10 protein-coding genes are annotated in these 12,175 nt (G+C 52.8%); 8 read left to right on the top strand and 2 right to left on the bottom strand.

Annotated features, from left to right (window positions below; genetic code table 11):
- Positions 1-22 precede the first annotated feature (22 nt).
- The 5 genes from E4Z61_RS08345 (at position 23) to flgL (ending at position 5,472) form a co-directional block, all read left to right on the top strand.
- Positions 23-721 carry a flagellar basal body L-ring protein FlgH gene (locus E4Z61_RS08345; protein ID WP_135322357.1) on the top strand — a complete coding sequence of 233 codons (699 nt, stop codon included), beginning with the start codon at positions 23-25 and terminating at the stop codon, positions 719-721.
- Positions 722-754: 33 nt separating this feature from the next.
- On the top strand, positions 755-1,831 hold the full coding sequence (locus E4Z61_RS08340; RefSeq protein WP_420808711.1) for a flagellar basal body P-ring protein FlgI: 1,077 nt from the start codon (positions 755-757) through the stop codon (positions 1,829-1,831).
- On the top strand, positions 1,831-2,781 hold the full coding sequence (gene flgJ, locus E4Z61_RS08335) for a flagellar assembly peptidoglycan hydrolase FlgJ (RefSeq protein WP_135322355.1): 951 nt from the start codon (positions 1,831-1,833) through the stop codon (positions 2,779-2,781). The genes E4Z61_RS08340 and flgJ overlap by 1 nt, the downstream gene beginning before the upstream one ends.
- A 64-nt stretch (positions 2,782-2,845) precedes the next feature.
- Complete coding sequence (flgK, locus tag E4Z61_RS08330) at positions 2,846-4,504, top strand: flagellar hook-associated protein FlgK (RefSeq protein WP_135322354.1); 1,659 nt, start codon at positions 2,846-2,848, stop codon at positions 4,502-4,504.
- Between the two features lie 14 nt (positions 4,505-4,518).
- Positions 4,519-5,472, top strand: coding sequence for a flagellar hook-associated protein FlgL (gene flgL / locus E4Z61_RS08325; protein WP_135322353.1), 954 nt, complete (start codon positions 4,519-4,521; stop codon positions 5,470-5,472).
- Positions 5,473-5,782: 310 nt separating this feature from the next.
- Here flgL and rne read toward each other — a convergent pair whose 3' ends face one another.
- The gene (gene rne / locus E4Z61_RS08320) at positions 5,783-9,007 is read right to left on the bottom strand and encodes a ribonuclease E (RefSeq protein WP_135322352.1); all 3,225 of its coding nucleotides are present in this window, start codon (positions 9,005-9,007) and stop codon (positions 5,783-5,785) included.
- Between the two features lie 574 nt (positions 9,008-9,581).
- On the opposite strand from rne, the gene rluC reads away from it, so the two are divergent.
- On the top strand, positions 9,582-10,535 hold the full coding sequence (gene rluC, locus E4Z61_RS08310) for a 23S rRNA pseudouridine(955/2504/2580) synthase RluC (RefSeq protein ID WP_167817534.1): 954 nt from the start codon (positions 9,582-9,584) through the stop codon (positions 10,533-10,535).
- A 53-nt stretch (positions 10,536-10,588) separates the two neighbouring features.
- On the opposite strand, the gene E4Z61_RS08305 is transcribed toward rluC, so the two are convergent.
- Complete coding sequence (locus E4Z61_RS08305) at positions 10,589-11,173, bottom strand: Maf family protein (RefSeq protein ID WP_135322350.1); 585 nt, start codon at positions 11,171-11,173, stop codon at positions 10,589-10,591.
- Positions 11,174-11,370: 197 nt separating this feature from the next.
- On the opposite strand from E4Z61_RS08305, the gene yceD reads away from it, so the two are divergent.
- Positions 11,371-11,892, top strand: a complete 522-nt coding sequence (gene yceD / locus E4Z61_RS08300; protein ID WP_135322349.1) for a 23S rRNA accumulation protein YceD — start codon at positions 11,371-11,373, stop codon at positions 11,890-11,892.
- 16 nt (positions 11,893-11,908) lie between these two features.
- A complete protein-coding gene (gene rpmF / locus E4Z61_RS08295) occupies positions 11,909-12,082 on the top strand; it encodes a 50S ribosomal protein L32 (protein WP_003036242.1) in 174 nt (57 codons plus the stop codon).
- Positions 12,083-12,175: the final 93 nt, after the last annotated feature.

Raw genomic sequence — 12,175 nt, 5'->3', positions numbered from 1 at the left:
ACTGATGTAGAAGATGAAGGCAATGCGAAAATACGCGCTTCACCCATACCCGATTACGGCCCTGCTGGTGGTTTCGCTGACAGGATGTGCCTGGATCCCGGCCACGCCTCTGGTGCAGGGCGCAACCTCTGCACAGCCGGTACCCGGCCCGACGCCGGTGGCGAATGGATCAATATTTCAGTCGACTCAGCCTGTTAACTATGGCTACCAGCCGCTATTTGAAGACCGTCGTCCGCGCAATATTGGCGATACGCTGACTATCGTATTGCAGGAAAACGTCAGTGCGAGCAAAAGCTCTTCGGCTAATGCCAGCCGCGATGGTAAGACCAACTTTGGGTTTGATACCGTACCGCGCTACCTGGAAGGGCTGTTTGGTAACGAACGTGCTGACGTAGAGGCTTCCGGCGGGAACTCCTTTAATGGCAAAGGTGGCGCGAATGCCCGTAACACCTTTAGCGGTACGCTGACCGTGACCGTCGATCAGGTACTGGTCAATGGCAATTTACACGTTGTGGGTGAAAAGCAGATCGCCATTAACCAGGGCACTGAATTTATCCGCTTCTCCGGGGTTGTTAACCCGCGCACCATCAGCGGCAGTAACTCTGTTCCGTCAACCCAGGTTGCGGATGCACGTATCGAGTACGTCGGTAACGGCTATATCAACGAAGCGCAGAATATGGGCTGGTTGCAGCGTTTCTTCCTTAACTTGTCGCCGATGTAAGCGAGGTCTTCAGTGCTTAAAACTTTTGTTGCAATGGTTCTGCTGTTGGCAACCTCATTGGTTCATGCCGATCGTATTCGTGATCTGACCAGCGTTCAGGGCGTGCGTGAAAACTCGCTGATTGGCTACGGGCTGGTGGTAGGACTGGACGGTACGGGTGACCAGACAACCCAGACGCCGTTCACTACCCAAACGCTCAATAACATGCTCTCCCAACTGGGGATCACCGTGCCGACCGGCACCAATATGCAGTTGAAAAACGTGGCGGCGGTGATGGTAACGGCATCCTTCCCGGCGTTTGGACGTCAGGGACAAACCATTGATGTTGTAGTCTCTTCAATGGGTAACGCCAAAAGTCTGCGCGGTGGGACACTGCTGATGACCCCACTGAAAGGGGTCGATAGCCAGGTGTATGCGCTGGCACAGGGCAATATTTTAGTCGGTGGTGCGGGTGCGGCGGCGGGGGGCAGTAGCGTGCAGGTTAACCAGCTCAACGGTGGACGTATCACCAACGGGGCCACCATTGAACGTGAGTTACCCAGCCAGTTTGGCGGGGGTAACACCATCAACCTGCAGCTCAATAATGAAGATTTCACCATGGCGCAGCAGATAACCGACACCATCAACCGCTCGCGTGGTTTTGGTAGTGCAACGGCGCTGGATGCGCGCACGATTCAGGTGCGCGTGCCAAGCGGCAACAGTTCGCAAGTGCGTTTCCTCGCCGATATCCAAAACATGGAGGTGAACGTCACGCCGCAGGATGCGAAAGTGATTATCAACTCGCGCACCGGATCTGTGGTCATGAACCGCGAAGTCACGCTGGATAGCTGTGCCGTGGCGCAAGGTAACTTGTCGATTACGGTAAACCGCCAGGCCAACGTCAGCCAGCCAGATACGCCGTTTGGCGGTGGACAAACCGTGGTGACGCCACAAACCCAGATCGATATGCGCCAAAGCGGTGGTTCGTTGCAGAGCGTGCGCTTCAGCGCCAATCTGAACAATGTGGTCCGCGCACTCAATGCCCTCGGTGCCACGCCAATGGATTTGATGTCAATCCTGCAATCAATGCAAAGCGCGGGTTGCTTACGCGCCAAACTGGAAATCATCTAATGATTGGTGACAGCAAACTGCTGACCAGTGCCGCCTGGGATGCACAATCGTTGAATGAACTGAAAGCGAAGGCGGGTCAGGATCCGGCGGCAAATATCCGTCCGGTCGCCCGCCAGGTTGAAGGGATGTTCGTGCAAATGATGCTGAAAAGCATGCGTGAAGCGCTGCCAAAAGACGGGGTCTTTAGCAGCGACTCGACGCGCTTGTACACCAGTATGTATGACCAACAAATCGCCCAGCAGATGACCGCAGGTAAAGGTCTGGGTCTGGCTGAAATGATGGTTAAGCAGATGACCGAAGGGCAGGTGGTACCTGCGGATGACGCGCCGCAGGTGCCGATGAAGTTCTCACTGGAAACGGTGACCAGCTATCAAAACCAGGCGCTGACGCAGATGGTGCGTAAAGCGCTACCGAAAGCGACGGAAAGCAATGATGAGCCGCTGTCGGGCGACAGTAAAGACTTCCTCGCCCAACTCTCGCTGCCGGCAAAACTGGCAAGCCAGCAAAGTGGGGTGCCGCATCATCTCATTCTGGCGCAGGCAGCGCTGGAATCTGGGTGGGGGCAGCGACAAATCCGCCGTGAGAACGGCGAGCCAAGCTTCAACATTTTTGGCGTGAAGGCCACTGGGAGCTGGAAAGGACCGACCACCGAAATCACCACTACCGAATATGAAAACGGTGAGGCGAAAAAGGTGAAAGCCAAATTCCGTGTCTATAGCTCTTACCTTGAGGCGCTGTCGGATTATGTCGGACTGATATCGCGTAATCCGCGCTACGCCGCAGTAACCGGCGCGGCTACCGCCGAGCAGGGCGCACAGGCACTACAGAATGCAGGCTACGCCACCGACCCTCACTATGCGCGTAAATTAACCACTATGATCCAGCAGCTGAAGTCGATGAGCGAGAAAGTGAGCAAAACCTACAGCAGCAATCTCGACAATCTATTTTAAATAGCTCAAGTCTGCCCACCCGCTGCCGATAATAACGAGTATTGAAGGATTACAAGGAACCTCCATGTCCAGCTTGATTAACAACGCCATGAGTGGTCTTAGCGCAGCGCAGGCCGCGTTGAATACTGCCAGTAATAACATCTCCAGCTATAACGTTGCCGGATATACCCGCCAAACAACAATTATGGCGCAAGCGAACAGCACGCTGGGTGCGGGGGGCTGGGTTGGCAATGGCGTCTATGTTTCTGGCGTACAGCGTGAGTATGACTCCTTTATAACTAATCAGTTACGGGCAGCGCAGAACCAGAGCAGCGGCCTGACGACACGCTATGAGCAAATGTCAAAAATTGACAATCTGCTTTCCAGCAAAACCAGTTCCATTTCGACCTCAATGCAGGATTTTTTTACCAGCCTGCAAACGCTGGTCAGTAACGCGGAAGATCCAGCGGCGCGTCAGGCATTGATTGGCAAAGCGGATGGTTTAGTCAACCAGTTTAAAACTACCGATCAGTATCTGCGCGATCAGGATAAGCAGGTTAACACCGCGATTGCCGCCAGCGTAGACCAGATCAACAACTACTCGAAGCAAATCGCCAGTCTCAATGACCAAATCTCTCGTCTGACCGGCGTCGGCGCGGGGGCTTCACCTAACGATCTGCTGGATCAGCGCGACCAGTTGGTGAGCGAGTTGAACACGATCGTCGGCGTCGAGGTCAGCGTTCAGGATGGCGGTACCTACAACATCACCATGGCGAATGGCTATTCGCTGGTGCAGGGTAGCAGTGCGCGTCAACTTGCTGCCGTACCATCCAGCGACGATCCCAGCCGCACCACCGTAGCGTATGTTGATGGGGTTGCCGGTAATATTGAAATTCCGGAAAAAATGCTGAACACCGGCTCACTGGGCGGATTGTTGACTTTCCGGTCTCAGGAGCTGGATCAGACACGTAATACCCTCGGACAATTGGCGCTTGCGTTTGCCGACGCGTTTAACACCCAGCATAAAGAAGGCTTTGATGCCAACGGCGATCAGGGCAAAGACTTCTTTGCTATCGGCAGCCCGTCCGTGCTCAGTAATGCTAAAAACACAGGAACGGGATCGTTAACAGCAAAAGTTACTGACAGTTCTGCTGTACAGGCTACAGATTATAAAATCGCTTTTGATGGTACAGACTGGCAGGTTACCCGCCTTGCAGACAATACCAGTTTTAAGGCTACCGTCACCGGCGGGAAAATGTCTTTTGACGGGATGGAAATCACGGTAGGTGCTGGTGCGAAAGCAAACGACAGCTTTATTCTGAAACCCGTGAGTAACGCCATTGTTGATATGAAAGTCATGGTGACCGACGAGTCGAAAATCGCCATGGCAGAAGTGTCCAAAAATGACCTTGATCCGAATGTTGATAAAGGTAAGAGCGATAACCGTAACGGTCAGAAACTGTTGGATCTGCAAACCAAGGCTACCGTTGGTAATAAAACATTTAACGACGCCTACGCTACGCTGGTAAGCGATGTGGGGAACAAAACCGCGACGCTGAAAACCAGCAGTACCACGCAAAACAACGTAGTGACACAGCTTTATAAGCAGCAACAGTCTATTTCCGGGGTTAACCTCGACGAAGAGTACGGTAATTTACAGCGCTATCAGCAGTATTACCTGGCTAACGCGCAAGTGCTGCAAACCGCGAATGCGCTGTTTGACGCACTGATTAATATTCGCTAAGGGAGAGGGACACAATGCGTATCAGCACCCAGATGATGTACCAGCAGAATATGCGCGGTATCACTAACTCTCAGGCTGAATGGATGAAGTTCGGCGAGCAAATGTCGACGGGCAAACGGGTGATCAACCCGTCGGACGATCCGATTGCTGCGTCACAGGCTGTCGTGCTGTCTCAGGCTCAGGCACAAAACAGCCAATATACGCTGGCGCGCTCATTCGCGACGCAAAAAGTCTCGCTGGAAGAGAACGTTCTGGGGCAGGTTACGACGGCTATCCAGACCGCTCAGGAAAAAATTGTCCACGCCGCCAACGGTACGTTAAGTGATGATGACCGGGCATCACTGGCGACTGACTTACAGGGGATCCGCGATCAGCTGATGAACCTGGCAAACAGCACCGATGGCAATGGTCGCTATATTTTCGGGGGATACAAAACAGAATCTGCACCGTTTGCACAAGCTGATGGTGCCTACAGTGGCGGCACAACAAACGTGACCCAGCAGGTAGATGCCGCTCGTACCATGGTGATTGGGCATACCGGCGATAAAGTATTTGCCAACCTGACCAGCAATGCCGTACCGGAGCCTGCGGGCGGTACACAGGAAAAGAACCTGTTCAAAATGCTGGATACCGCCATCGAGGCACTTAACACACCTATCGCAGGTAATGATGCGGAAAAAGATAAAGCCGCAGCTGCGATTGATAAAACCAGCCGGGGTCTGAAAAACTCGCTTAATAACGTGCTGTCCGTTCGCGCTGAATTAGGCACGCAGCTCAGTGAATTGAGCTCATTGGATTCGCTGGGGGCCGATCGTGCATTGGGCCAAACCCAGCAGATGAGTAACCTGGTAGATGTAGACTGGAACGCAGCGATTTCGTCCTACGTAATGCAGCAGGCTGCACTACAGGCATCCTATAAAGCGTTTTCTGATATGCAGGGAATGTCGTTGTTCCAGCTTAACCGGTAACGGCCCTTTTTGAACATATCATGAAACTGGATATGTTTGTCTGCCCGCTCCCTTAACACCCGGAGCGGGCATTTTTTTATGCCGCTGTAGCCTGACTCTCCGCCGGATTACCCACTAGTCTCATCGCCAACGCAATCGCGCCGCTATCGATCGCCAGTCCTACAATTCCTTGAGCCGTTGCTGTAATTTTTTGCTCGATATCCGCAGTTAAGGGTAATGAAAGATGTGATGCCACATCTGAAGGGGATGAAACGAATAGACGAGATATAAAAAAGCCGACCCGAAGGTCGGCTTTGATGTTGATTACGGCTTACTCAACAGGCTGCGGGCGCGTTGCTGGCGCAGTAGCCTGATGTGTAGCACTGTGACCGCCTGCGGCACCTTTGCCTTCGAAGCCGAAAGCAGGACGCTGCCAGTCGCTCTGACGCGGTGCTTCCGGTACATAGTCCGGCGCAGGTGCACGGGTCATCGGTGCGGTTGCGTGGCTATGAACCGTTTTAGGTTCAGCGATAACAGATACTCGTTCTACAACCGCTTCAGCGACAACGACGTCTTCCTGCGGAGCAGGAGACGCTGTAGCGACCTCGACTACCGGCTCAACCACTTCTGGCTTGGCGACGGCGACATCAACCTGGACAGGTGCTTCGACAACCGGGGTTTCTAGTACATCTGCCACTGGCTCGGATACAGCAACGATTTCTTCAGCAACCGGTACGTCAGCTTCAGCGATGAGCTGCGGTTGTTCCTCAACTGGCGTCGCAATAACGTCTGGATGCGTGGTTTCAACCACCACTTCCTGAGGTTCGGCAACGATGGTTTCGTTGATAGCCGGTGCTTCTGTTACTGCTACAGCTTCAACTACAGGCTCAACGACCGCGGCAATGGTTTGTTGTTCAGCGACGAGCTGCTGCATCTGTGCAACGTCTTGCTCATTCTGTTCTTCAACCTGCAATTCCTGCGGACGGGCAACAGGGTAGCTGATCCAAACTTTGCCAGACGCTAATTCCGGAGACGCACAGGCGACCGCTATCGGCATCGGCGACTGAACCGGGTAACGTTCGTCACGATAGCGACGACGACGCTGGCCGCTTACGCGCAGATGGCGAGGCGAACGGCGAGAACGACGTGGCATACCGTTGGTATCACGTGCTTCGCTGTTGTCTTCATGCTCTGGTGCGACGACGGCAGGTAAGTCGACTTTTGCCAGTTCAGTACGCTGAGCGACAGCAGCCTGTACAACAGGTTCTGCCACAGCGGCTTCAGCAACAACGGCAGCGGTCGCGACTTCGGCTTCGGCAGTCGCGCTATCGGTGAAACGCACCTTCTGGTTCAACTGACGCTGTTTACGGCGGCTTTGAGGCTGGCGAACGCGCTCTTCCTGATCCGTATCCTGTGCCGGCTGTTCAGTCAGGTTCAGTTCTTTAACGTCCTGCTGGGCCTGACGCTTGTCATCGTTACGACGGCGGTTGCGTTCACGACGCGGAGCCTGTTGCTCATCCCCAGACTTCGCTTTGTCAGCGACGTCGGTGGACTGCTGGCGGTTATCGCGCGGTTCCACATTTTGCTGCTGCGACTGGCGACGGTTACGGCGATTGTCATCGCGGTTTTCGCCGCTTTCAGAACGTTCATTGCGGTTATCACGGTCGCCACGGTTATCGCGATTATCACGGCGATCGTTACGATCGTTACGGTCACGACGATTGTTCTGACGAGGTTTACGACGATCCTGCTGGCGTTCAGATTTCTCTTCAGCTGTTGGTGCAGGCTGCTCAACCGGCTTCGCTTCTTCAGTGCCACCGAAGATTGACTTCAGTGCGCCGAGGAAGCGGCCAAACAAACCAGGTTGCTCGGTTCCGGCTGCAACAACGGCTGCTTTTGGTGCGGCAGCTGCTGCTTTAACGGCAGGCTCCTGAGGGGCAGGCGGCACTTCAGGCATGGCGAAGGTCGCCAGCGCAGGCTGCTCAGGCTGTTTACGCTCGACGTACTCTTCTTCTGTCGGTAACGCCATCTCTTCTTCGTGCAGTTTCGGCAGAAGATAGCTCAGAGTCGATGTCTCTTCACCTTTACGTACGCGCAGAACAGAGTAGTGCGGCGTTTCCATTTGATCGTTTGGCACGATCACACAACGCACGCCGTTCTGGCGGGTTTCAATGGCATTGACTGCAGTACGTTTTTCGTTGAGCAGATAAGATGCAATTGGCACCGGGACAATCGCGTGGACTTCCTGGGTGTTTTCCTTCAGCGCTTCTTCTTCAATCAGGCGCAGAATAGACAGCGACAGTGATTCGTTATCACGCACGGTGCCAGTACCGCTACAGCGCGGGCAGACGTGATGACTGGACTCACCCAGTGACGGGCTTAGACGCTGACGAGACATCTCCAGCAGGCCGAAACGAGAAATGTGGCTAATCTGGATACGCGCACGGTCCTGGCGTACCGCTTCACGCAGACGGTTTTCTACCGCGCGCTGGTGGCGTACCGGAGTCATGTCGATGAAGTCGATAACAATCAGGCCGCCAAGGTCACGAAGACGCAGCTGGCGAGCGATTTCATCGGCCGCTTCAAGGTTGGTATTAAATGCGGTTTCTTCGATATCGCCCCCACGCGTGGCGCGTGCGGAGTTGATATCAATTGCGGTCAGCGCTTCGGTGCTATCGATAACGATAGAACCGCCGGAAGGCAGGCGCACTTCACGCTGGAACGCAGACTCAATCTGAGACTCGATTTGATAGTGGCTGAACAGCGGAATTTCACCGGTGTAAAGTTTGATTTTGCTGCTGAAATCCGGACGACCCAGCGCGGCGATGTGCTGACGCGCCATCTCCATGACTTTCGGGTTGTCGATGAGAATTTCGCCGATATCCTGACGCAAATAGTCGCGGAATGCGCGAACGATGACGTTGCTTTCCTGGTGGATCAGGAACGGAGCTGGACGGCTGTCAGCGGCTTTTTGAATCGCTTCCCAGTGCTTCAGACGGAAGCTCAGATCCCACTGCAGCGCCTCGGCGGATTTGCCAACGCCTGCGGTACGTACGATAAGCCCCATGCCATCAGGCAGTTCCAGGCTTGCCAGCGCTTCTTTGAGTTCAGTCCGGTCGTCGCCTTCGATACGACGAGAGATACCACCCGCGCGCGGGTTATTGGGCATCAGAACCAGATAACTACCCGCCAGGCTGATAAAGGTGGTCAACGCAGCACCTTTGTTGCCGCGTTCTTCTTTATCAATCTGAACAATCACTTCCTGACCTTCACGCAACACATCTTTAATGTTGGGACGACCGTGGGAGTTGTAATTAGCGGGGAAATATTCGCGGGCAATTTCTTTTAACGGGAGGAAACCGTGACGTTCAGCGCCGTAATCAACAAAAGCGGCTTCCAGACTCGGTTCAATACGGGTAATTTTACCTTTATAGATGTTGGCTTTTTTCTGCTCGTGTCCAGGACTTTCGATATCCAGATCGTACAGGCGCTGCCCATCTACAAGGGCGACACGCAACTCTTCTTGCTGAGTCGCGTTAATTAACATTCTTTTCATCGTAACTTACTCATTATTCTTACATTGACGACTAAGCTGCGGGCAGAGTAATGCCTTTCCGGGTGTGAACCGATGGCCTCGTGTCTATTCGCGTCGCCAACCTCACGGTTATCGTCAGCTCAAAGAGGCGCAGAGTGTCGGTTGCCTGTATTTCATACGGAAACACAGCGCAATTATCAGGGGAACAGTCTGGGTGTTACTCTCCAGAGAAGCTTCCTTTTTACCGGTAAGGACTGCAACCCGCAGCCCGCTAACTGCCTGAAAGATCAATACGTCTTACGCCATTGCTGCGTTGATGATCGGTCGGGCAAAATTGGGTCATTCCGGAAAAGTTCTTGTTTTAACAAGATTCAACACGGAGACGACCTCATTATTCCACTGCTAACCTTGTTATAGCAAGATGACTTTTGCCATTTATCACCCGGTTACTCACAGTTTTTACACTTCCGCAGAGTGATTGGTTTAATAACCACCAAATCGAAACTGTTAAACCTGTGTAATAGGGTATAGCAGTTAATATAAGCATAGAAAAATGAGTGGCGCGAATCTTGATGGCTATTTAAAATCAGCGCCCATGAAAACAGAGACTCCAGCCGTAAAAATAGTTGCCATTACTGCCGACGAAGCAGGGCAACGCATCGACAACTTTCTACGCACCCAGCTTAAAGGCGTGCCGAAAAGTATGATTTATCGCATTTTGCGTAAAGGCGAAGTGCGGGTGAATAAAAAACGCATCAAACCTGAGTACAAGCTTGAAGACGGGGATATTGTGCGTATTCCGCCTGTGCGCGTCGCTGAGCGTGAAGAAGAGGCGATTTCGCCGCATCTGCAGAAGGTCGCCGCGTTGGCCGACGTTATTCTGTATGAGGATGACCATATTCTGGTGCTTAATAAACCATCCGGCACGGCCGTGCATGGCGGCAGCGGATTAAGTTTTGGCGTGATCGAAGGTTTGCGTGCGCTACGCCCGGAGGCACGTTTCCTTGAGCTGGTGCATCGTCTCGACCGTGACACCTCTGGCGTGCTGTTGGTCGCCAAAAAGCGTTCTGCACTGCGATCGTTGCATGAGCAGTTGCGTGAAAAAGGGATGCAAAAAGATTACCTTGCGCTGGTAAGAGGCCAGTGGCAGTCGCATGTCAAAACCGTACAGGCGCCGCTGTTAAAGAATATTCTGCAAAGCGGTGAGCGAATCGTGCGGGTAAATCAGGAAGGTAAGCCGTCAGAGACGCGATTTAAAGTCGAAGAGCGTTATGCGTTTGCCACTCTTGTGCGCTGTAGCCCGGTGACCGGACGTACTCACCAGATTCGCGTGCATACACAATTTGCTGGACATCCTATTGCTTTTGACGATCGCTATGGCGACCGTGAGTTCGATAAGCAGCTGGCGGGTACGGGGCTGAATCGACTGTTTCTGCACGCCGCAGCATTGAAGTTTACCCATCCGGGAACCGGTGAGGTCATGCGTGTTGAAGCCCCGATGGATAATCAGTTGAAACGCTGCCTTGAGGTATTACGCCGCAAAGTCTGATGACGCGTTGCCTGTCTGGCCTACGGGATTGCGCCTGTAGGCCAGCACATTAATTAGGCCTTCAACGGGTTCATCTCTTCGCGACGTAGCATCTGACACAACGCGATCAGTGGCAGTCCAACCAACGTATTGGGATCGCGGCCCTCCAGACGCTCAAAGAGCGCAATACCTAATCCTTCGCTTTTAAAACTTCCGGCACAATGTAACGGACGTTCTTTGCGCACGTAATCGTCTATTTCCGCTTCGCTTAAATGGCGGAAATGAACATCGAACGGTTCGACTTCGGTTTGTAAGTGTCCGTTTGCAGAATTATACAGCGCCAGTCCGGTGTAAAACGTCACAATATTACCGCTGGCTTTGGTTAATTGTTGTCTGGCTTTCTCTTCTGTTAGCGGCTTACCGGTTATTTCTCCATCAAGCACACAAATTTGATCGGAGCCAATGATGAGATGTGATGTGTAGCGGTGGGCAAGAGATTGCGCTTTTTCCTGTGCCAGGCGTAACACCAAATGCCGTGGTGTTTCGCCAAGTAAAGGCGTTTCATCTACCTCGGGCGCTGCGCATTCGAACGGGATGGCCAGTTTTTCGAGCAAGGCGCGACGCCAGGGAGAGGTGGATGCAAGAATGAGTTGAGGCATATTTTTTCCCTCGCATATAGCGTATTGATGAGAGCCATTTTAAACTAGGGCCCTCGACCTTCAAGCTGGCTATTATGGCCTGGCTTGAACGATTTTAAGTCGATGACCCGCAATGTGTGCGAATTATTGGCAAAAGGCAACCGCAGACTGCCTTTTTCTTTGACTATATGACGTTACAAAGTTAATATGCGCGCCCTATGCAAAAGGTAAAATTACCCCTGACTCTTGATCCGGTTCGTACGGCTCAAAAACGCCTCGATTATGAAGGTATCTACACTTCTGATCTGGTAGAGCGCGTCTCCGATTTCGTAGTCAGTGTGGACAGTGATGTGGAATGCTCCATGTCGTTCGCGATCGACAACCAGCGTCTTGCCGTTATTACAGGCGATGCGAAGGTCTCGGTTACGCTCGCATGTCAGCGTTGCGGGAAACCGTTCCCACTTCATGTTCACACAACATATTGTTTTAGTCCTGTTCGTTCTGACGAGCAGGCTGAAGCACTGCCGGAAGCGTATGAGCCGATTGAGGTTAACGAATTCGGTGAAATCGATCTACTTGCAATGGTTGAAGATGAGATTATCCTCTCCTTGCCGGTAGTTCCGGTGCATGATTCTGAACACTGTGAAGTGTCCGAGGCGGACATGGTCTTTGGTGAATTGCCTGATGAAGCGCAAAAACCAAACCCATTTGCCGTATTAGCCAGCTTAAAGCGTAAGTAATTGAGGAGTAAGGTCCATGGCCGTACAACAGAATAAACCAACCCGTTCCAAACGTGGCATGCGTCGTTCTCATGACGCTCTGACCGCAGTCACCAGCCTGTCTGTAGACAAAACTTCTGGTGAACAACACCTGCGTCACCACATCACTGCCGACGGTTTCTACCGTGGCCGTAAGGTAATCGCTAAGTAATCACGCATGGCTCAATGAATTTCCCACCTCGGTGAGAAAAACAAAGAGTACCAGCGTGATGAAGCTTAGTGAGGCTTTCCCCGGGTAACTGGG

Origin of the sequence: Citrobacter tructae (genome assembly GCF_004684345.1) — a bacterium.
Taxonomy (GTDB): domain Bacteria; phylum Pseudomonadota; class Gammaproteobacteria; order Enterobacterales; family Enterobacteriaceae; genus Citrobacter; species Citrobacter tructae.
Note: the sequence above shows the minus strand (reverse complement) of the source record. Positions and strands in the feature narration are given on the sequence as shown.